Genomic DNA, 20,180 nt, shown 5'->3' with positions numbered 1-20,180 from the left:
CCCGCCACAAGGCATGGGTGGGCAAGGTCGATCGCGGCTCGATCCTGCTCGTCGTCTATGCCGCGTTCGGCGCCGCCGTGGTCGAGGGACTGTGGCAGCGCGTTGCCCCCTTAAGCCTGCTCGTGCTCACGCTGGTCTGCCTCGTCATGCTGGCGCTGGTCCTTGCTGCAACCTGGCAGACCGCCAAGGCGATGAAGCTACCGCGCGAGGATGCCATTGTCCTGTTGTTCTGCGGCTCGAAGAAGAGCCTGGCCTCGGGTGTGCCAATGGCCGGTGTATTGTTCCCGGCCGCTTCGGTCGGCATCGTGCTCCTGCCGGTGATGGTGTTCCATCAACTCCAGCTCATCGCCTGCGCACTGATCGCGCCGCGGCTGGGGCAGCGCGATCCCGAACAGGAAACGGCGGCGTAGCCTATCGCTCCGCCGCCGCCCTGCATTGGTTGACCGATCAGAAACGGTCGGCGTTCATCACCTTGGTCCAGGCCGCCACGAAGTCGGCCATGAACTTGTCCTTCGCGTCATCCGAGGCATAGACTTCCGCTACCGCGCGCAGTTCGGAATTCGAACCGAACACGAGGTCGACCGGCGTCGCCGTCCACTTCAGGGCACCGCTTGCACTGTCCTTGCCCTCGTAGAGGCCGGGTGCGGCCGCTTTCGTCCAAACCGTGTCCATCGACAGGAGGTTGACGAAGAAGTCATTGTTCAGCGTGCCGGGACGGTCGGTGAACACGCCCGCCTTCGATCCAGCGGCATTCGCGCCGAGTGCTCGCATTCCGCCCAGCAGCACGGTCGTCTCCGGCACGGTCAGCCCCAGCATGTCTGCCTTGTCGACCAGCGCTTCGGTCGGCCCGTAGAAGGAATCCGCCGCGTAGTAGTTGCGGAAGGCATCGGCCTTTGGCTGGAGGTAATTGAACGATTCGACGTCGGTCTGCGCTTGCGTGGCATCGACCCGGCCCGGCGTGAACGGCACGCTCACGTCATGCCCTGCGGCCTTGGCTGCCTGCTCGATCGCAGCATTGCCGCCCAGCACGATCAGGTCAGCCAAGCTCACCTGCTTGCCACCCTTGGCCGCCTTGTTGAAGCCGAGGCGGATTGCCTCGAGCTTGGCCGTCACCTTCGCCAGCTCTGCCGGATCGTTGACAGCCCAGTCCTTCTGCGGGGCAAGCCTCACGCGAGCACCGTTGGCCCCGCCGCGCATATCGGTCGCGCGGAAGGTCGAGGCCGAGGCCCAGGCTGCGCGCACCAGTTCGGCCGTGGTCAGGCCGGATGACAGGATGCTGCCTTTCAGTGCGGCAATGTCCGCGGCGTCGACCATGGCGTAGTTCGCCTTGGGCAGCGGGTCCTGCCATGTCATCGTCACCTTCGGCGCATCCTTGCCAAGGTAGCGCGCCTGCGGTCCCATGTCGCGGTGGGTCAGCTTGAACCAGGCCCGGGCAAAGGCGTCGCTAAAGGCTTGCGGGTTCTTCTGCCAGCCCTGCGTGATCTTGCGGAAACCCGGGTCCTCGCGCATCGCGATGTCGGTGGTGAACATGATCGGTGCGTGACGCACATCGGGCCGGTGCGCGTCGGGTACGAGGTTTGCCGCCGCCGGGTCCTTCGGGATCCACTGCGTCGCCCCGGCCGGGCTCTTGGTCTTGACCCATTCGAAACCGTAGAGATTGTCGAGATACTGCGTGGTGAAGGCGATCGGGTTGGCCGACCATGCGCCTTCCAGCCCGCTCGTCACCGTGTCCTCGGCATTGCCCTTGCCGCATTTGTTGGCCCAGCCAAGGCCCTGCTGCTCGATCTTGCCCTGCCCCGGATCGTTGCCGACGCATTCCTCGGGCTTGTGCGCGCCGTGCGCCTTGCCGAAGGTGTGGCCGCCAGCGATCAGCGCCGCGGTTTCTTCATCGGTCATCGCCATTGCGCCGAAGGCGCGGCGGATGTCGGCCGCAGCCGCAAGAGGATCGGGCACGCCGTTCGGGCCTTCCGGGTTCACGTAGATCAGGCCCATCTGCGTCGCGCCCAACGGCCCCTTGAGGTTGCCCTTGCCATCCCGGCGCTTGTCGTCGAGCAGCTTGGTCTCGGGTCCCCAGAACACGAGGTCAGGCTGCCAGGCATCGACGCGGCCACCGGCAAAGCCCAAGGTCTTGAAGCCCATGTCCTCCATGGCAACATTGCCGGTCAGGACCATCAGGTCGCCCCACGAAAGCTTGCGCCCGTACTTCTGCTTGATCGGCCAGACGAGGCGGCGGGCCTTGTCGAGGTTGACGTTGTCCGGCCAGGAATTGAGCGGCTCGAAGCGCAGTTCGCCGCCGTCCGAACCACCGCGCCCGTCGCCGGTGCGATATGTCCCCGCGCTGTGCCAGGCCATGCGGATGAAGAACGGGCCGTAGTGGCCATAGTCGGCCGGCCACCACGGCTGCGGCGTTGTCAGCACCTTGCGGATATCGGCTTTCACCGCATCGAGATCGAGCGAGGCAAATTCCTTGGCATAGTCGAAGTCCGGGCCATAGGGATTGGCTTTGGTCGCCTCGTTCTGGCGCAGCGCGGTCAGGTCGAGCGTCTTGGGATACCATTCCTTCGCGGCGGGTTCGCTCGTCGGCGTAACGGTTTCGGCCATTGCAGCGCTGCCGAGCGGCAAGGCGGCCACAAGCACGGCGGCCAGTGCAATCCTGCTGATCTGCATGAGTTTCTCTCCTCCTGTTGCCCCGCGCGATAGCGGGCTGGCAATCGGATAATTCGCTCAATGTTTGCAGACCAACGGGTTAGTTCTATCACAGTTATCGCGAAGGTCGTTCATCCTGTCGCAATTCAGCAATGGTTCCGATGAGGGAAATGCGCGAACCCAAGTGAATGGATCCCGGCCTTTGCCGGGATGACGCAGGAAGTGGGAAGTCGCTTCGCAAGCCAAGAACCTGCGAGCCAGCATCCGGCTAACCAACCATCAGCAAGGATCGTCGCCCCGGCGCAGGCCGGGCCCACAACCCCACGGGCAAGGCACCGCGCTTGCAAATCGAGCAGTAAGGTTTCCCCGAAGGGAGGAACCAAGCCCGAATTCAACGATGAGGTGATAGTGGAAACTGGAGCGGGCGAAGGGATTCGAACCCTCGACCCCAACCTTGGCAAGGTTGTGCTCTACCCCTGAGCTACGCCCGCTCGTGCGTTTCTGGCCGGTGGGAAGTGCCCCGTCCGGCTGGGGTGTGGGGGCCTCTAACGGCGACTCGGAAAGAGCGCAACACCAAAAATGCATCGAAGGCGAAGTCTTTCGCAAAACCCCCGATTCCCCTTGCCGAAGCGCGAAGCGTTCCCACATTGTGCGGCAAACCTGAAAACATCGACCGGAGACGCATCTTGGCCAGCATGGGGCTCAATCTCGACGAACAGAAGGCAGTGGACCGCTTCCGCAAGAACGTGGTCGAGCCGTCGATGACCAAGCTCGTCATCCTGGATTTCTGGGCGGAGTGGTGCGGGCCGTGCAAGGCGCTCACGCCAGTGCTCGAAAAGGTCGCCGCAGAATATGCCGACAAGGGCGTGGTCCTCGCCAAGGTCAACGTCGACGAGGAACAGTTCATCGCCGCGCAGTTCCAGGTACGCTCGATCCCCACGGTCTATGCGATGTTTCAGGGCCAGCCGGTGGCGGACCTGACACCTGCGCGCACCGAATCACAGCTGAAGCAGTACCTCGACCAGATCCTCGCCAAGCTGCCGGTGCAGGCGGGCGAGCCCGAGCAGGACGTGACGGCGCTGCTTGCCATGGGCGAGGAAGTGCTGGCTGAAGGCGATGGCGAACGCGCTGCCAGCATCTTTGCCCAGATCGTCGAGATCGCGCCCGATAATGCTCAGGCCCACGCCGGCCTCGTGCGCGCATTGATCGCGGCAGGCCAGAAGGACGAAGCACAGGCCGTACTCGATTCGCTCGACCCCAAGCTCGCTGCGGATCCGGCCCTCGCTCAAGCGCGCTCCGCGCTGGCACTGGCCGAGGATGCGCCGGAAGAGGGCGAACTCGCTGCCCTGCGCGCTGCGGCGGCAGAACGCCCGGCCGACATGGACGCCCAGCTTGCCTTCGCCAACGGACTCTATGCCGCCGGCCAGCGAGACGAGGCTGCCGCCAAGCTCCTTGCCATGATCGCCGCCGACCGCGAGTGGAACGAGGGCGCGGCCAAGGCCCGCCTGCTGCAGATTTTCGAAGCGATCGGGCTGGAGGATCCCTGGGTTGCGGCCACGCGGCGCAAGCTCTCCGCCGTGCTGTTCGGTTGAGCGCGATGGGCGCGAGCGCAAACACGACGCGCCTGTCGATCTTCCCGCTGACAGGCGCGGTGCTCTATCCAGGCCTGCAACTGCCGCTGCATATCTTCGAACCCCGCTACCGTGCGATGGTCAGCGATTCACTGGCGCGTGATCGACGCATCGCGATGATCCAGCCGCAATCGCCGGTCGATGGCGCGCCGCTGTTCAGCGTGGGCTGTGTCGGCAAGATCGCCGACGTCGAGGCGCTGGAGGACGGCCGGTTCAATCTCGTGCTTGAAGGCATCGCCAGGTTCCGCATGATTCGCGAACTGGACGTGACCACCCCGTTCCGCCAGATCGAAGCCGAACTCCTCGCCGACGACATGGCAGAAGCGCTAAGCGCGGTCGAGCGCGCTTCCTTCGAACAGGAAGCCCGCCGCTTCGCCGATGCGCAGGGCTATGCGGTCGATTGGGATTCGGTCGGGCGGCTGGATGACATGTCGCTCATCAACGGTGTCTCCCAGATCGCTCCGTTCGATGCCGCCGCCAAGCAGGCCTTGCTCGAAGCCGACTCGCTCGCAGCCCGCTGCGAGTTGCTGGTCCAGCTCATGCAGTTCTTCGGAAAGCGCGACAGCGACGATGGCGGGCGGGTGACGCTGCAGTAGTTGCAACGAACTTCAGAACTGGGCCTGAATTCCGTCAATTACGAACTGCGCTGCCAGAGCCGCCAGCAGCACGCCGAGCAGGCGGGTGATCACCGCCTCCACCTGCGAACCCAGCGCCCGGATCAGTGGTCGCGCCGCGACCAGCGCGATGAAGCTCAGCACCATCACCACGGCGAGCGCCCCAAGGATCACGGCGGTTTCCTCCAGCCCGTTGGCCCGTGCCGTCAGCAGCATGACCGATGCGATCGAGCCGGGGCCGGCCAGCATCGGCATGGCCATCGGGAAGACCGAGACGTCCTCCACCTGCGGCTGGGCGGAACGTACCTTCTCAGCCCGCTCCTCGCGCCGTTCGGTGCGCTTCTCGAACACCATGTCGAGCGCGATCAGGAAGAGCATGATGCCGCCGGCAATCCGGAAGCTGTCGAGTTCGATGTGCAATGCGCCCAGCAGATCCTCGCCGAACAATGCAAAGACCAGCAGGATGCCGGTGGCGATCAGGCAGGCGCGCAAGGCCATGGAGAACGCCTGTTTCGCCGTCGCGTTGGCGGTGAGGCCCGCATAGATCGGCGCACAGCCGGGCGGGTCGATCACCACGAACAGCGTGACGAAGGCGGAGAGGAATAGCTGCAGCATCGCCTCAGGCTCCGTTCGCTTTGAAGTTGCGCGCGATCACTTCGCGCATCGCGCCGTCTTTCCAGATCCAAGCAGTGAAGCGACGGTTGCCGTCAGGCAGAACGGTCGAACGCCAGGCCAGGCTGCCGTCGCGCGATTGGCCGTCCTTGCTGTCGCCGCCTTCGGCTGCCGGAATGGCTCCGGCAAGCGGACGCATGGGCGGCAGCTTGCTGCCCTCCTTGCGCTCGCGCTTGCTGCCGGGCTGCGGCGCTGGGTCTCCAGGCGGACGAGGACGGGCCGGGCAATCGGCAACCTTGCCCTCGGCCCAGTCCACCTCGCGCAATGGCGAGGCGAGGTCCTGCCCGTCATCGAGCACCCATTTCCAGTCGACCTTGCCCTTGAACTGGCGCTGCCACACGGTGACGTATTCGCCGTCCCCTCCCGACGGTCCCTGCCATGCGCCATAGGTCAGCCCTGCGGTGCCGTCACAGCTGATCCATGCAAGGTGCGGAGCCCACTTTACCGTCGCGGGCGGGTCCTTACGGTCCTTGAGCAATGTCCTGGCCAGCTGGCGTCCGTCTTCGAACATCTCGGCAGTCTCGTCCGCCGTCTCGCGGAAGGCGGTCCATTGTCCCCTCTCCCGCGCCAGCCGGGCAAAGCCGATGTCCGCGGCGATCAGCGCCGAAGGATTGGCATAGGCGCGCTGCGGGCGGCCAGGCCCTTGCGAATCCGGGGCCGATTGAGAGAGTGCGGGCGTGGCTGCAAGGAGGAATGCGAGGGGGATCAGGCGCTTCATCACACCAGCCTAGCCGATGCGCTGCAGCCTGCCCACCCCGCCAAACCTATCCCGCCAAGGGGCAGATCAGATTGCGTCCGCCGCCAGATCCAGACCTTCGTTGCGATAGGCCGCGACGAGCGCGTTGCGCAGCAGCACCGCGATCGTCATCGGGCCGACGCCACCGGGCACCGGCGTGATGGCCGAGGCGACTTGCGCGGCGCTTTCATAGTCGACATCGCCCACCAGCTTGGTCTTGCCTGCTTCGGCGCCGGGTACGCGGTTGATGCCTACGTCGATCACGGTCGCGCCGGGCTTGATCCAGTCTCCCTTGACCATCTCTGGTCGGCCAACGGCAGCCACGACGATATCAGCCCGCTTCACCACATCTGCGAGGTTCTTCGTGCGGCTATGCGCCACCGTCACCGTGCAGCTTTCCGCGATCAGCAACTGCGCCATCGGCTTGCCGACAATGTTGGAGCGGCCGATCACCACCGCGTCGAGGCCCGATAGATTGCCGAGTTTGTCCTTGAGCAGCATCAGGCAGCCAAGCGGCGTGCAGGGCACGAAACCCGGCTGGCCCACGGCAAGGCGGCCGGCGTTGGTGACGTGGAAGCCGTCGACGTCCTTGTCGGGGTTGATCGCGGCGATGACCTTCTGCTCGTCGATGTGCTTCGGGAGCGGCAACTGCACGAGAATGCCATCGACCGCGGGATCAGCGTTGAGCTGCTCGACCATCGCCAGCAGATCGGCCTCGGACGTTTCGGCTGGCAGCTTGTGCTCGAAGCTGTTCATGCCCGCTTCCACCGTGCTCTTGCCCTTGGAGCGGACATAGACCTGGCTTGCCGGGTCCTCGCCCACCAGCACCACGGCCAGGCCAGCCTTGCGCCCGGCCTGGGCCTCGAACGCAGCGGCAAGATCGCCCACGCGGGCGCGCAGGGTGGCGGCGAAGGCCTTTCCGTCGATCACGGCAGCAGTCATCGTCTATAATCCAGCGAGTTTGTGTGTCACATTCCCGCCGAGGATGCGGCAATGCCGCTCAGCAGGATCGTCAGCAGGTTAAGGCCGATGATCAGTACCATCGGCGAGAAATCGAGCGCGCCGGTATCGGGCAGGATCTTGCGGATCGGGCGCAGCATCGGCTCAAGGATAGCGTTCAGGGCCTTCCACACCGCGGCAACCGCGTTGTTGTGCATGTTGACGACATTGAACGAGATGAGCAGGCTCAGCACGAACTGCACGATGACGACTACGACAAGGATGTTCACGAGGTAGTTGATCATGGCGATCAGCGTGTAAAGCAGCATCGGTGCATATCCTCGTCGGCAGATTGAGAGCGAGCCATGCTCCTAGCCGACCCTCTTGCCGGGCCACAAGTGCCCGCAGTGTCGCTACGGGGCGACACTTGCGCGGCTCTGTATGTGCTACTTACAATTTAGGCAAGCTTCGCCGCTGTTGTCCTCAGGGCTTGCCTGGGTTGAGCGTCGTGCTGTCGATATGCCAGCGCAGCTGCTCCGCCGACGCTCCGGGCACGTTGTTGACCCTTCGCAAGATCACGTCGCCCGTTATCGTGCGGTCACCATCGGATATGACCACTGGGGCGGTATAATAGATCGAACCCGCCGCGCCTTCCTGCTGGCCTTCGCCGATCACTACCGAAGGAGCCTTGAGCCTGCCCCAAGTCTCGGCGAAAAGCCTCGCGTCCATGCCGCTGCGATCCCCCTTGTCTGCCCAGAAAGCGCGGACACTGCGCCAGTCGCGGGCTTCGATGGCGGCGGCAAAGGCATCGAGCACGTCCTCGGGCCGCTTGGCAAGAGAGGGCTGAGCCACTTTTCCGGATGCTGCAGGCTCCAATCGCTGTGCAGGACCGGCTGTCGACTGAGCAGCGGGCGCAGCCATCGCGGTGCTGTCTTCTGCAGGCGACGCCGGCCCCCGCTGACAACCGCCAAGGTGAAAGACCAGCGCCGACATGGCGGCCGTGACAAGAGCGGTGCGGATCATGCCGCAGGGACGAACGCGGGCCGATCCGGTTCCGCGCTTAATGGAAACATAATCTCCGGTCGAATCGGCGCCTCAGGCGCGGATCAGCGTCCCCGCACCGCGCGCGGTGAAGATCTCCAGCAGCATGGCATGGGGCACGCGGCCATCAAGCACGACCGTCGCCTCGCAGCCCGCCTCGACGGCGTGGACGCATGTCTCGAGCTTGGGGATCATGCCGCCGCTGATGGTGCCGTCTTCGGCCAGTCGCGCGATGTCGGCGGGCCTGAGGTCGGTCAGCAGGTTCTTGTCCTTGTCGAGCACGCCCGGAACGTCGGTCAGCAGGAACAGGCGTGAGGCACCGAGTGCGGCGGCAATCGCACCTGCCATGGTGTCGGCATTGATGTTGTAGGTCTCGCCATCCTCGCCGACGCCGATCGGCGCGATCACGGGGATCATTCCGGCGTTGACGATGGTGTCGATCACGGTCGTGTCGATGCGGTCGGGCTCGCCCACGAAGCCGAGGTCGACCACGATCGGATCGCCATCCTCGCCTTCGATGGCCTTGGGCGACTTCTTCGACTGGACCTTGCGGGCGACCACCATGCCGCCATCCTTGCCGGAAATGCCGATGGCTTTGCCGCCCGCGCGGGCGATCCAGCTGACCAGCTCCTTGTTGATGGCGCCGGCCAGGACCATTTCAGCCACTTCGGCGGTCTGCTTGTCGGTTACGCGCAGGCCGTCGACGAACTGCGATTCGATGCCCAGCGCCTTTAGCATCCGTCCGATCTGCGGCCCGCCGCCGTGGACGACGACCGGGTTGATGCCCACGGCCTTCAACAGCACGATGTCCTCGGCAAAGTCCTGCGCCAGTTCGGGATCGCCCATCGCGTGGCCGCCGTACTTCACCACGAAAGTCTTGCCGGCATAGCGCTGGAGATAGGGCAGCGCCTCGGTCAGGGTCTCTGCCTTGGCAAGCATCGCGGGGTCGTGGTTCTGGCTCATGCGCGCGCCCTTACGCGCAATGCTTGCAGAATCCAATATTGGCGTTGCGCGCGTGACGGCAGCTTATGCCGTCCAATCAGGATGGGCTGTCGAGCCTGCGACCGATCTTCATCACCAGCGCAATGATCAGCGGCACCAGCGCTGCCGACAGCACGACCTTGGCCAGCATCTGCCCCGCCATCAGGCTGGCAATCGGCCGTACACCATAGAACGAAACCGAAATGAAGATCAGGGTATCGACAACCTGCGAAAGTGCCGCGGCAATGAAGCCGCGCACGGCAAGAAACCGCCCTGCCGCACCACGCAAGCGGTTGAAGATCCACACGTTCAGCGTCACCGACACGCCATAGGCCATGATCCCGGCCAGCATCATGCGCCACGATTGGCCAAGGATGATCGGGAAGGCTTCCTTGGCCGGTTCGTACATGCCCGGGTCAGTCGGCAGGTTCAGCACGAACAACGTCAGCGCGATGGCAAAGGCCAGCGGCAGGAAGCCATAGCGGACAAGGCGGTCTGCGGCGTCCTTGCCATGAAGCTCGGCTATCCCGCTGGAAATGGCGACGAGAGTGAGGAAGGGAAATATCCCGGCCTCCACCGCCAGCGGACCAAGCGCAACCTGCTTTGCTCCCAGCACACCGCCCAACGTCACCATGCCGCCATAGAACAGCGCGAAGAGGAACAGCGAACGGGGGATTGCGAAGGCTGGCTCGGGGGTATCGTGCATTTCCGGCCGATAGCGCGCTTTTAACCTCCCGCCAATTCGCTATTAGATTCGGCTGAAACCAATTTTGCGTGCGGAGCAGATCCTTCCCGATGCGTGTCGCTTCAAGTCTTCTCGGGATGGTGCTCATCCTTGCCCTCGCTTTCCTGCTCTCGTCGAACCGCCGGGCGATCCGCCTGCGCGTGGTGGCCGCGGCCTTTGCCCTGCAGGCGGGTTTCGCCGCGCTGGTGCTGTATGTGCCGGTCGGCAATCGCCTGCTGCAGGGCGCAGCGGGCGGGGTCGAAAGCCTGCTCGGCTTCGCCCGCGCCGGTGTGGCCTTCCTGTTCGGTCCCTTGGCGGACCCGTCGATCGGCGGCACCAGCTTTGCCATCTCGGCCCTGCCGGTGATCGTGTTCTTCGCCGCGCTGATCTCGATCCTCTACTACCTTGGCGTGATGCAGCTGGTGATCCGCTGGATCGGAGGTGCGCTTGAAAAGGTCACCGGCATCAGCAAGGTCGAATCGCTATGCGCCGCCAGCAACATCTTCGTCGGCCAGAGCGAATCACCGCTGGTGATCAGGCCCTATCTTGCCGCGCTCAACCCCAGCCAGCTGTTCACCGTGATGACGGTGGGCATGGCGGGCGTCGCAGGCACGATCCTTGCGGCATACGCCAGCATGGGCATCCGCATCGACTATCTGGTCGCCGCGGCCTTCATGTCGGCGCCGGGCGGGATTCTGATGGCCAAGCTGATGATGCCCGACGAGCCGCCGGTGCCCGCCGAAGTTGCCGACGAAGCCTTGCCCAACCCGCACGTTAAACCCAGCCTCGCCTCGGACGAGGAAGAGCGCCCCGCCAATATCATCATGGCGGCAAGCCAAGGGGCGCAGACCGGGGTGAAGCTCGCCGTCGCCGTGGGCGCCATGGTGCTGGCGTTCGTCGCGCTGGTCGCGCTCGCCAACGGCGTGCTCGGCTGGATCGGCGGGTGGTTCGGTACGCCCGACCTCTCGTTCCAGATGGTGCTGGGCTATGTCTTCGCGCCGGTGTTCTACCTGCTGGGTGCCGACGGCTGGAGCGAGGCGATGCAGGCTGGTGGCCTGTTCGGCAGCAAGATCGTGCTCAACGAATTTGTCGCCTTCATCGAACTCGGCAAGGACACCGCGCTGTCGGCCCACACCGTCGCCATCGTCACCTTCGCACTGTGCGGCTTTGCCAATTTCAGCTCGATCGCGATCCAGATGGCGGTAACCGGCGGCCTTGCCCCCAACCAGCGCCCGATCATCGCCAAACTCGGCATCCGCGCGCTGGTAGCAGGCGCGCTCAGCAATCTGATGAGCGCCGCATTGGCGGGGCTGTTTCTCAGCTTCTAGGCGGGGATTTCAACGACATACATTCGTCGGCCCGGACTTGATCCGGGCCAAGGCTTCTTTCCAAACACGCGCGAGAAAAGCCCTGCCGGATCAAGTCCGGGGCGACGTTGGAGTGACGTCAGGCGAAGTGTTCCGCCAGTATATCCACCGCCTTGGCAAGTTCGCCGTCGAGGTAGCCCAGCAGCTTGTGCCAGTCGTGCGCGCCGGCCAGTTCGCCGGGGCCGTCTGACACGCCGCGCAGGCCCACCAGCGGCACGCCAAACGTGCGGGCAGCTCGGGCGACGGCATAGGTTTCCATGTCGACCATGTCGGCGCTCACCCGGTCCCAGTGATCGCCGCTGACAATGTCGCCGCCGCTCGATAGCGTGGCGATGGGCAAGTCCAGCGGCGTGTCCAGCGGCAGGTCCTTGGGCTCATCGAGATAGGGCACGACGCCCGGCTCCACGCCCAGCGCCGAGGCGTCCATGTCGCGCCACGAAACGCTGCCGATCTGGTGGATCGAGCCCAGGGCACAGCGCCGCGATCCCGCCGAGCCGAGGCAGACGATCAGGTCGGGCAGGGTGCCCGCCGCCTCCAGTCGCGCCAGCGCAATTCCTGCGTGGAGCGCCGCCTCGACCGGGCCGATGCCCGTAATCAGCGGCACGAACCGCGCGCGCAGGTGCGGGCCGTACTCCGGCTCTGCCGCCATCACGAACAGCGCGCGCCTGGTGCCGAGCTGCGTCAGTTCAACCATTGGCTTGGGCTTTCAGCTGATAGAGCAGATCCAAAGCCTCGCGGGGCGACAGCGAGTCGATGTCGAGGCCGTTGAGGCGCTCGCGCAGGGCGTCGACCTTTTCCTCTGCCGCTTCGATCGCGGCGGCGAACAGGGGCAGGTCGTCGAGCCCTGCGGCAAGGCCGCCGGTGGCGGCGCGGCCTTTCTCGAGCTTTTCCAGCACCGACTTGGCGCGCTTGATTACCGGCGCCGGCACGCCTGCCAGCCGCGCCACGGCAAGGCCATAGGACTTGTCTGCCGGCCCTTCCGCCAGTTCGTGCAGCAGCACCAGATCGCCCTTCCATTCCCGCGCGCGGACGTGGTGGAGCGAGAGCGAATCGCAAGCTTCGGCAAGACGCGAGAGCTCGTGGTAGTGCGTGGCGAACAGGCAGCGGCAGCGGTTGATCGAATGGATTGCCTCTGCCACCGCCCAGGCCAACGACAGGCCATCGTAGGTCGATGTGCCCCGGCCAACCTCGTCGAGGATGACGAAACTGCGCTCGGTCGCTTGAGACAGGATCGCCGCCGTCTCGACCATTTCGACCATGAAGGTCGATCGGCCGCGCGCCAGATTGTCCGATGCGCCGACGCGGCTGAACAGGCGATCGACCAGGCCGATCGTCGCGGCTTGCGCGGGCACGAAGCCGCCGGCCTGTGCCAGCAGCACGATCAGCGCGTTCTGGCGCAGGAAGGTGGATTTACCGCCCATGTTCGGCCCGCCGACCAGCCAGAGCCGATCCTGCGGATGCAGGCAGCAGTCGTTGGCGACAAAACGTTCGCCCTTGGCCGCCAGCGCTGCCTCGACCACCGGATGCCGCCCGCCGGTTATCTCTAGGCACGGCTCGTCCACCACGCGGGGGAGCGCCCAGCCGCCTTCGGCCGCCCGCTCGGCCTGTCCCGCAGCCACGTCGATGCGGGCAAGTGCTGCCGCCGTGGCAGCGATCGCTTCCCTGGCGCGCACGGCGTGACCGACGAGGTCCTCGAAATGCGCTTCTTCCGCTGCCAGCGCATGGCCACCGCTTTCTGCAATCCGGCTGGCTTCCTCGTGCAGGGCAAGCGCATTGAAGCGCACTGCGCCCGCCATGGTCTGGCGGTGGGTAAAGCCCGATTCGGGCGCCATCAGCCGGTCGGCGTGGCGCGCCGGAACCTCGATGAAGTAGCCCAGCACGCCGTTGTGGCGGATCTTCAGCGCGGCGACACCGGTATTGTCGCGGTACTTCGCCTCCAGCGCCGCAATGGCGCGGCGGGCGTTGCCGGAAACCCGGCGCAACTCGTCGAGCGCGGCGTCGTAGCCCTCGGCGATATAGCCACCTTGCGACCGTTCGGTCGGCGGCGCCGGCACCAGCGCACGGGCGTAGAGATCGCACAACGCGCCATGGCCCGATAGCGAGGGCAGCATCTCGTCGAGCGGGCCGGGCCGGTCGGAGCGCGCGCGCAGCACGTCGTGCAGGCGGCGTGCCTCGGAAAGCCCGTCGCGCAACTGGCCAAGATCGCGTGGAGAGCCACGCCCAGCCACGACCCGGCCCAGCGCACGGCCGACGTCGGGCAGGCTGCGCAGGATGCCGCGGATGTCGCCCCGCAGCAGCGGATCGTCGTGGAGCCAGCTGACCAGTTCCAGCCGCCGGTTGATCGCGCGCGTATCGGTGAGCGGAGCTGACAGGTCCTCGGCCAGGAGACGCGCCCCGGCCCCGGTTACGCAGCGATCAATCGCCTCGACCAGCGAGCCGCGCCGGGTACCGCCTGAACTGACCAGTATCTCAAGGCTGCTGCGCGTGGCTTCGTCCATCGCCATGTGCGTGCCCGCCTCGCGCGCCACCGGCGGCAGGATCAGGGGCAGCGCGCCACGGCCGACATGATCGAGGTAGGCGACGAGACCTCCCGCCGCAGCCAGCATGGCGCGGCTGAACTGCCCGAATCCGTCGAGTGTGGAGACCCCATGCACGGCCTTCAGCCGCGTCTCGCCTTCGTCGCTGCCGAACGACCGATTCGGACGAGGAACGCAATCAATCGGCGCGTTCTCCCATGATTCGGGCGCGACCACCTCGCTCGCGCCAAGCCGGGCCAGCGCCGCGCCCATCTCATCGGGCGCGCATTCCTCAAGCTCCATCCGGCCCGTGGAGATGTCGCAGGCGGCAATGCCGATCGCCCCGCGCACCTCGCACACCGCGGCCAGCACGTTCGCCCGGCGCGGTTCGAGCAGTGCTTCCTCGGTCAACGTGCCCGCTGTCACGAATCGGACGATGTCGCGCGCCACCAGCGCCTTCGAACCACCGCGTTTCTTCGCTTCCTCGGGCGTTTCGACCTGTTCGGCGATGGCCACGCGGCAGCCCGCCTTGATCAGCCGGGCAAGGTAGCCCTCGGCGGAATGGACCGGCACGCCGCACATCGGAATCGGCGCGCCGCCGTGTTCGCCGCGGCTGGTCAGCGCGATGTCGAGGACTTGCGCGGCGATCTTGGCGTCGTCGAAGAACAGCTCGAAGAAGTCGCCCATGCGGTAGAACAGCAGGCAGTCGCCAGCCTGCTGTTTAAGCGCAAGATATTGCGCCATCATCGGAGTTGGGGCATTAGGCGTCACGCGCACGTGGCTAGACGAGCGCGACGTGTTTCTCAAACCATCGACACCGGGATATCCGCAACTCCAGCGCACAGCCTGTGCAGAGCAGGCAGCATGGGGACGGTTCCGGTCTTGTGGGGGTACTTACGGTTTGACGCAAGTCCGCGAAAAGGATTGGCTCCAGGGTCTGAAGGCCGCTTGGGCGTGCGCAGGAGCGCTGCCGTGGCTTTCGGGCCCCGGCATCCTCATTGCAGTGCTGCTCGTTTGCGCCCCCTTCGCGCTGGTCGAAGTGCCGCCACTGATCGACGTGCCCGGCCACATGGGCGCCGCCGCGATCGAGGCTGCCGGCCCCGGCAATCCGCTCGAACAGTACTTCACCTGGAAGTGGGTGTTCACCCTGAACATCGGCGGCGGCGTGCTGATGAAGGTGCTCGGAGCGCAGTTCGGCATCCTCGCTGCAGGCTGGTGGAGCACGGTGCTTGCCACGGGCCTGTTTGCAGGCGGCTGCTTGTGGACCATCCGCATGCTCAATCCCAAGGGTGGGCACGCCGCGGCATGGTCGCTGATGTTCGTGTTCAGTTTCCCGCTGCTGACGGGCTTCCTCAACTACATCCTTGCCACGGGCCTTTCGCTGACCGCGTTCGGCGCCTCGCTCTGGCTTGAACAGCGCAACCCAAAGGCGCGCGCCGCGATGCTCGTGGTCGCGCAGCCGATGGCAATGCTCTGCCACGCGATCGGCGGCCTGCTGCTGGCGTTGCTGGTAGGCGCCCATGCTTTCGGCCGCGCGATGGACGAACTGCCCGAAGGCTGGCGCTGGCGCGACCTGACCAACCGCCAGTGGCTGCGCACGCTTGACTGGAAGGCGATTGGCTTGCGCCTCTGGCAAGCTTGCTGGCCGCTGCTGGCCACGGTGATCACGATCGTGCTGTGGAAGGCGTTTTCGCCGCCCGTCCAGTCGATGAACATCTGGCGCTGGGACCAGAAGGCGTGGTCCTTCGTGCTGACCTTGCGCGACCAGTCCAAGCTGCTCGATGCCGGGACCACGATCATCGCCTGCCTGCTGGTGCTGGTCGGGCCGTTCCTCGGCGCAAAGTGGCGCTTCCGGCAGGGCATGCCCGCGCTGATGGTGTTCCTGCTTTTCCTTGCGATCCCGAGCGACATCAACGGTTCGGCCTTCGTCGACATCCGCATCCTTCCGGTCGCGGCCATGCTCGGCCTCGGCCTGCAGGACTGGAGCGGCGCCCGCCGCCCGCAGTGGGCGCGCGCGGTCGCTTATGCCGGCATGGCCCTGCTTGCCGTGCGCCTCACCGTGACGGCATGGAGCTTCAACGGCTATGCCGAAGACTACAACAAGCAGCTTTCCGCGCTGACCCATGTCGAACCCGGCAGCCGCGTCCTCGCTTTCGTGGAGCATTCGTGCCTCGACGAATCCTGGCGCAACACCCGCCGCGATCACCTCGCCAGCCTCGCGAGCCTCTACCGGCAGGCCTGGGTCAACGACAACTGGGCGGTCCCCGGCCTGCACATGGTCGTGCCGCGCTTTCGTCCGGGTCGCAACTTCACGGCGGACCCTTCAGAGTTCGTCTGGTCGCGCGGTTGCGCCGGTGGCTGGCGTCGCAGCGTCGATACCGCGCTGAAGTACGCCCCGATCGAGCGCGTGGACTATGTCTGGCTGATCGATACCGGCTTGCCGCGACGCGCCGATCCTCGCTTGCAACTGGTCTGGCAGGAGGGCCGCAGCCTGTTGTTCAAGGTAAGGCGGCTCGGCATCCCGACGTGGCAGCCGAAGGACCTCTAAACCGGCAGTCCGATTCCGCATCCGGCATTTTCGATAGATTTGCATCGACTCTGCAGTGTCCGCGCGCCTTGACGTAACGTCAAAGGTCGGACACTGCCATCACAACAAGTCCGGTCAGATACGGGGGAACCATGTCCGAGGAAAGCAACGTCCGCTTCACCGAACGCGAGGCGCTTTTCTACCACAACACGATTCGCCCCGGTAAGATCGAGATCATCGCCAGCAAGCCGATGGCGACCCAGCGTGATCTGTCGCTGGCTTATTCTCCCGGCGTCGCGGTCCCGGTCCGCGCTATCGCCGAAGATCCCGCCACCGCCTATGACTACACCGCCAAGGGCAACCTTGTTGCCGTGATTTCCAATGGCACTGCCATCCTTGGGCTTGGCAACCTTGGCGCGCTGGCCTCCAAGCCGGTGATGGAAGGCAAGGCCGTGCTTTTCAAGCGCTTTGCCGACGTCGATTCGATCGACATCGAGCTCGCCACCGAAGATCCCGACGCTTTCATCGAAGCTGTTGCGCTGATGGAGCCCTCGTTCGGTGGCATCAACCTTGAAGATATCAAGGCGCCCGAATGCTTCATCATCGAACAGGCCCTGAAGGACCGCCTGAAGATACCGGTGATGCACGACGACCAGCACGGCACGGCAATCATTTCCGCCGCAGGTCTGCTCAATGCCTGCCACCTGACCGGACGCAAGCTCGAGGACGTCAAGGTTGTCGTCAACGGCGCGGGCGCTGCGGCCATTGCCTGTACCGCGTTGATCAAGGCGATGGGCGTGCGCCACAACAACGTCATCATGTGCGACCGTTCTGGCGTGATCTACCGCGGCCGCGAGAACAGCATGGACCAGTGGAAGAGCGCGCACGCGGTCGATACTTCGGCCCGGAGCCTCGAGGATGCTCTGGTCGGCGCAGACATCTTCCTTGGCCTTTCGGCAGCCGGGGCCTTGAAATCGGACTGGATGGCCAAGATGGCGCCGCAGCCGATCATCTTCGCAATGGCCAACCCGGACCCGGAAATCACTCCGCCCGAAGCAAAGGCGGTGCGCCCGGATTGCATCATCGCCACGGGCCGGTCGGACTATCCGAACCAAGTCAACAACGTCCTTGGCTTCCCCTTCATCTTCCGCGGCGCGCTCGACGTTCAGGCGACCGCGATCAACGAAGAAATGAAGATCGCGGCAGCCGAGGCGATTGCCCAGCTCGCTCGCGAGCCTGTCCCCGAGGAAGTCGCTGCCGCCTACGGCATCAACCACACCTTCGGTCTCGACTACATCATTCCCGCACCGTTCGATCCGCGCCTGATGGAAGTCGTGTCGTCGGCAGTGGCGCAGGCAGCGATGGATTCGGGCGTGGCGCAGAAGCCGATCGAGGACATGGACGCCTATCGCACCAGTCTCAAGGCGCGCCTCAACCCGACAACCTCGGTCCTGACCAACGTGTTCGCCCAGGCCAAGGACAATCCCAAGCGCGTCGTCTTTGCCGAGGCCGAGAACGAGGTGGTGCTGCGTGCCGCGATCCAGTTCAAGGACTTCGGCTATGGCACCCCGGTGCTGGTCGGACGCACCCAGGGCGTGCTCGATCTGCTGACCGAACTCGGCGTCAGCGATCCTTCGTCCTATGAAATCCACAATTCCGCCGTCTCGCCGCTGGTGCCCGAGATGGTTGCCTACCTCTATGAACGCCTCAAGCGCCGCGGCTATCTTGAGCGTGACGTCAAGCGCATGGTCAACCAGGACCGCAACGTCTTTGCCTCGCTGCTCGTCGCGCTCGGCCATGGCGATGCACTGATCACCGGCATGACGCGCACTTTCGCGCAGTCGATGAAGGAAGTGCGCCGCGTTCTTGATCCCAAGCCCGGCCACCTGCCCTTCGGCATCCATCTGATGGTCGCCAAGAACTACACTGTGTTCCTGGCCGATACGACCGTGAACGAGCGTCCTTCGGCCGAGGATCTGGCGCATATCGCCAAGGAAACGGCCGCCGTCGCACGGCGCATGGGCCACGAACCGCGCGTTGCGTTCCTGTCGTACTCGACCTTCGGCAATCCCTATGGCCGCTGGCTGGAATCGATCCGCGGTGCGGTGGCCATTCTCGATGCCGAAGACCCGGGCTTCGAATACGAAGGCGAAATGGCCCCGGATGCTGCCTTGAACCCCAAGGTCATGGCCAACTATCCGTTCAGCCGCCTTTCCGCTCCGGCCAACGTGCTGATCATGCCGGGCCTGCAATCGGCCAACATCTCGGCCAAGCTGCTGCGCGAACTGGCTGGCAATGCCGTGATCGGCCCGATGCTGCTGGGCATGGAGAAGCCCGTCCAGATCGCACCGATGACCTCGCTGGCGCCCGATATCCTGACGCTGGCCGTGCTGGCGGCTGCAGGCGTGGTGGGTTAAGTTCTTCGGACTTGCGCCCCCGCCTACGCGGGGGCGCAGTGCCTAGGAACCTAGATCAATCCAGCCAGCGGGCTGCTAGGATCGGCATACTTGCGCGTTGGCATGCGTCCGGCAAGATAGGCATCGCGCCCGGCCTGCACTGCCAGCTTCATCGCCCGGGCCATGCGGATCGGGTCCTTGGCTTCGGCAATCGCGGTGTTCATCAGCACGCCGTCGCAGCCGAGTTCCATCGCCACGGCCGCTTCCGAAGCTGTGCCCACGCCGGCATCGACCAGCACCGGCACCTTGGCCCCTTCGACGATCAGCCGGACCGTCACCTTGTTCTGGATGCCGAGGCCTGAACCGATCGGCGCGCCCAGCGGCATGACCGCCACGGCGCCCGCATCCTCGAGCTGTTTGGCCGCAATCGGATCGTCCACGCAGTAGACCATCGGCAGGAAGCCTTCCTTGGCCAGCACTTCGGTTGCGCGGATCGTCTCCATCATGTTGGGATAGAGCGTGCGTGCCTCGCCCAGCACTTCGAGCTTCACCAGATCCCAGCCACCCGCCTCGCGCGCCAGGCGCAGCGTGCGGATCGCACTTTCGGCATCGAAGCACCCTGCGGTGTTGGGCAGGTAGGTGATCTTCTTGGGGTCGATGTAGTCGGTCAGCATCGGCGCCTTGGGGTCCGACACGTTGACGCGGCGCACCGCCACGGTGACAATCTCCGCGCCCGATGCCTCGACCGCCGCGGCGTTCTGCTCGAAGTCCTTGTACTTGCCGGTGCCGACGATCAGGCGCGAGCGGAAGGTGCGGCCGGCAACGGTCCAGGTATCGCTTGAATCCGTCACGTCGCTTTGTCCTCCACCTACGAAATGCACGATTTCCAGAACGTCGCCCTCGGCAATCGCCACGTCGGCCAGCGTGGAGCGCGGCACGATCTCGCCATTGCGCTCGACCGCGACTTTGGTCGGCTCGAGTTCGAGGCTGCGCACCAGATCGGCGATCGATCCGGGCGCGGCCCGGCGGGGTTCGCCGTTGACGACAAGGGAGAGCATTCCAGTCATGCGGCCCGCTTTAGCGGCGCGGGGGCAGGGTGCAAGTATGGCCTTAGTGAGAGGCGCGCATGTTGATCACGTGCGCCACTGCTACGAGGATCACGCCGCCCACCGTCAGCGCCACTTCGGCATCGCCATGGCCAACTGCAACGGCTGCGCCCATCAGCGCCAGCCCCGTCCCGCCAATGGCCAATGGCAGCAAGCGCCCATGACGCAGCGCGCCGATCCCGATCGTCGCCGCGCCGATGACCAGCGCGAAGGCGAGGCCCCAGCGGTGTATGTCCGGGTTCAGCAGCACACCGCCGCCGATGCCCAGCATCCCGACCAGGAAC

18 protein-coding genes and 1 tRNA gene are annotated in these 20,180 nt (G+C 65.2%); 6 read left to right on the top strand and 13 right to left on the bottom strand.

Annotation, left to right across the window (positions count from 1 at the left end):
• On the top strand, positions 1–410 hold a 410-nt coding region (locus tag AX703_RS24995), incomplete at its 5' end, for a bile acid:sodium symporter (protein ID WP_197423835.1).
• Between the two features lie 37 nt (positions 411–447).
• On the opposite strand, the gene katG is transcribed toward AX703_RS24995, so the two are convergent.
• Together katG and AX703_RS24985 are read right to left on the bottom strand one after the other, a co-directional pair.
• Complete coding sequence (gene katG / locus AX703_RS24990; RefSeq protein WP_062348096.1) at positions 448–2,667, bottom strand: catalase/peroxidase HPI; 2,220 nt, start codon at positions 2,665–2,667, stop codon at positions 448–450.
• Between the two features lie 395 nt (positions 2,668–3,062).
• Positions 3,063–3,137 (bottom strand) — tRNA-Gly (locus AX703_RS24985).
• Positions 3,138–3,341: 204 nt separating this feature from the next.
• On the opposite strand from AX703_RS24985, the gene AX703_RS24980 reads away from it, so the two are divergent.
• Both AX703_RS24980 and AX703_RS24975 read left to right on the top strand, forming a co-directional pair.
• On the top strand, positions 3,342–4,238 hold the full coding sequence (locus tag AX703_RS24980) for a tetratricopeptide repeat protein (RefSeq protein WP_062348094.1): 897 nt from the start codon (positions 3,342–3,344) through the stop codon (positions 4,236–4,238).
• A gap of 5 nt (positions 4,239–4,243) precedes the next feature.
• On the top strand, positions 4,244–4,873 hold the full coding sequence (locus AX703_RS24975) for an LON peptidase substrate-binding domain-containing protein (protein ID WP_039332993.1): 630 nt from the start codon (positions 4,244–4,246) through the stop codon (positions 4,871–4,873).
• Positions 4,874–4,885: 12 nt separating this feature from the next.
• Here the strand turns inward: AX703_RS24975 and AX703_RS24970 are convergent, their stop codons facing one another.
• From AX703_RS24970 to AX703_RS24940, 7 genes are all read right to left on the bottom strand, one after another.
• Positions 4,886–5,506, bottom strand: coding sequence for a MarC family protein (locus AX703_RS24970; protein WP_039332992.1), 621 nt, complete (start codon positions 5,504–5,506; stop codon positions 4,886–4,888).
• Between the two features lie 4 nt (positions 5,507–5,510).
• A complete protein-coding gene (locus AX703_RS24965) occupies positions 5,511–6,281 on the bottom strand; it encodes a hypothetical protein (RefSeq protein WP_062348092.1) in 771 nt (256 codons plus the stop codon).
• Between the two features lie 66 nt (positions 6,282–6,347).
• Positions 6,348–7,241 (bottom strand): bifunctional methylenetetrahydrofolate dehydrogenase/methenyltetrahydrofolate cyclohydrolase FolD, encoded by an 894-nt coding sequence (folD, locus tag AX703_RS24960; protein WP_062348090.1) that lies wholly within the window; start codon positions 7,239–7,241, stop codon positions 6,348–6,350.
• Positions 7,242–7,267: 26 nt separating this feature from the next.
• Positions 7,268–7,567: a YggT family protein gene (locus tag AX703_RS24955; RefSeq protein ID WP_039332988.1), complete on the bottom strand. Its 300-nt coding sequence runs from the start codon at positions 7,565–7,567 to the stop codon at positions 7,268–7,270.
• A 154-nt stretch (positions 7,568–7,721) separates the two neighbouring features.
• On the bottom strand, positions 7,722–8,090 hold the full coding sequence (locus tag AX703_RS24950) for a hypothetical protein (protein ID WP_156452210.1): 369 nt from the start codon (positions 8,088–8,090) through the stop codon (positions 7,722–7,724).
• Positions 8,091–8,333: 243 nt separating this feature from the next.
• Positions 8,334–9,242, bottom strand: a complete 909-nt coding sequence (argB, locus tag AX703_RS24945; RefSeq protein WP_039332987.1) for an acetylglutamate kinase — start codon at positions 9,240–9,242, stop codon at positions 8,334–8,336.
• A gap of 76 nt (positions 9,243–9,318) precedes the next feature.
• Positions 9,319–9,966, bottom strand: coding sequence for a queuosine precursor transporter (locus tag AX703_RS24940; protein WP_062348086.1), 648 nt, complete (start codon positions 9,964–9,966; stop codon positions 9,319–9,321).
• A gap of 89 nt (positions 9,967–10,055) precedes the next feature.
• Here AX703_RS24940 and AX703_RS24935 point away from each other — a divergent pair, with 89 nt between their 5' ends.
• Complete coding sequence (locus AX703_RS24935) at positions 10,056–11,312, top strand: NupC/NupG family nucleoside CNT transporter (RefSeq protein WP_062348084.1); 1,257 nt, start codon at positions 10,056–10,058, stop codon at positions 11,310–11,312.
• Between the two features lie 118 nt (positions 11,313–11,430).
• Here AX703_RS24935 and AX703_RS24930 read toward each other — a convergent pair whose 3' ends face one another.
• Positions 11,431–12,045: a 5'-methylthioadenosine/S-adenosylhomocysteine nucleosidase gene (locus tag AX703_RS24930; protein ID WP_062348082.1), complete on the bottom strand. Its 615-nt coding sequence runs from the start codon at positions 12,043–12,045 to the stop codon at positions 11,431–11,433.
• Positions 12,038–14,614, bottom strand: coding sequence for a DNA mismatch repair protein MutS (gene mutS, locus AX703_RS24925; RefSeq protein WP_062348079.1), 2,577 nt, complete (start codon positions 14,612–14,614; stop codon positions 12,038–12,040). The genes AX703_RS24930 and mutS overlap by 8 nt, the downstream gene beginning before the upstream one ends.
• A 154-nt stretch (positions 14,615–14,768) precedes the next feature.
• Between mutS and AX703_RS24920 the strand changes: the two genes are divergently transcribed.
• Together AX703_RS24920 and AX703_RS24915 are read left to right on the top strand one after the other, a co-directional pair.
• A complete protein-coding gene (locus tag AX703_RS24920; RefSeq protein WP_231735693.1) occupies positions 14,769–16,415 on the top strand; it encodes a hypothetical protein in 1,647 nt (548 codons plus the stop codon).
• Positions 16,416–16,546: 131 nt separating this feature from the next.
• Positions 16,547–18,811 carry an NADP-dependent malic enzyme gene (locus AX703_RS24915; RefSeq protein ID WP_039332981.1) on the top strand — a complete coding sequence of 755 codons (2,265 nt, stop codon included), beginning with the start codon at positions 16,547–16,549 and terminating at the stop codon, positions 18,809–18,811.
• Positions 18,812–18,861: 50 nt separating this feature from the next.
• Here the strand turns inward: AX703_RS24915 and thiS are convergent, their stop codons facing one another.
• Both thiS and AX703_RS24905 read right to left on the bottom strand, forming a co-directional pair.
• Positions 18,862–19,857 carry a sulfur carrier protein ThiS gene (thiS, locus tag AX703_RS24910; RefSeq protein WP_082734802.1) on the bottom strand — a complete coding sequence of 332 codons (996 nt, stop codon included), beginning with the start codon at positions 19,855–19,857 and terminating at the stop codon, positions 18,862–18,864.
• A 43-nt stretch (positions 19,858–19,900) separates the two neighbouring features.
• A partial coding sequence (locus AX703_RS24905) for a MerC domain-containing protein (protein ID WP_062348077.1) occupies positions 19,901–20,180 on the bottom strand: 280 nt, incomplete at its 5' end.

The organism is Novosphingobium sp. CCH12-A3 (genome assembly GCF_001556015.1).
Lineage (GTDB): Bacteria > Pseudomonadota > Alphaproteobacteria > Sphingomonadales > Sphingomonadaceae > Novosphingobium > Novosphingobium subterraneum.
Note: the sequence above shows the minus strand (reverse complement) of the source record. Positions and strands in the feature narration are given on the sequence as shown.

Bases quoted from the DNA above. Each gene is read 5' to 3' on its own strand.
- AX703_RS24915 (WP_039332981.1), top strand. From the start codon at position 16,547: ATGTCCGAGGAAAGCAACGTCCGCTTCACCGAACGCGAGGCGCTTTTC.
- AX703_RS24975 (WP_039332993.1), top strand. From the start codon at position 4,244: ATGGGCGCGAGCGCAAACACGACGCGCCTGTCGATCTTCCCGCTGACA.
- mutS (WP_062348079.1), bottom strand. From the start codon at position 14,614: ATGATGGCGCAATATCTTGCGCTTAAACAGCAGGCTGGCGACTGCCTG.
- AX703_RS24965 (WP_062348092.1), bottom strand. From the start codon at position 6,281: ATGAAGCGCCTGATCCCCCTCGCATTCCTCCTTGCAGCCACGCCCGCA.
- AX703_RS24980 (WP_062348094.1), top strand. From the start codon at position 3,342: ATGGGGCTCAATCTCGACGAACAGAAGGCAGTGGACCGCTTCCGCAAG.
- AX703_RS24935 (WP_062348084.1), top strand. From the start codon at position 10,056: ATGCGTGTCGCTTCAAGTCTTCTCGGGATGGTGCTCATCCTTGCCCTC.
- thiS (WP_082734802.1), bottom strand. From the start codon at position 19,857: ATGACTGGAATGCTCTCCCTTGTCGTCAACGGCGAACCCCGCCGGGCC.
- AX703_RS24955 (WP_039332988.1), bottom strand. From the start codon at position 7,567: ATGCTGCTTTACACGCTGATCGCCATGATCAACTACCTCGTGAACATC.
- katG (WP_062348096.1), bottom strand. From the start codon at position 2,667: ATGCAGATCAGCAGGATTGCACTGGCCGCCGTGCTTGTGGCCGCCTTG.
- AX703_RS24930 (WP_062348082.1), bottom strand. From the start codon at position 12,045: ATGGTTGAACTGACGCAGCTCGGCACCAGGCGCGCGCTGTTCGTGATG.
- AX703_RS24970 (WP_039332992.1), bottom strand. From the start codon at position 5,506: ATGCTGCAGCTATTCCTCTCCGCCTTCGTCACGCTGTTCGTGGTGATC.
- argB (WP_039332987.1), bottom strand. From the start codon at position 9,242: ATGAGCCAGAACCACGACCCCGCGATGCTTGCCAAGGCAGAGACCCTG.
- folD (WP_062348090.1), bottom strand. From the start codon at position 7,241: ATGACTGCTGCCGTGATCGACGGAAAGGCCTTCGCCGCCACCCTGCGC.
- AX703_RS24940 (WP_062348086.1), bottom strand. From the start codon at position 9,966: ATGCACGATACCCCCGAGCCAGCCTTCGCAATCCCCCGTTCGCTGTTC.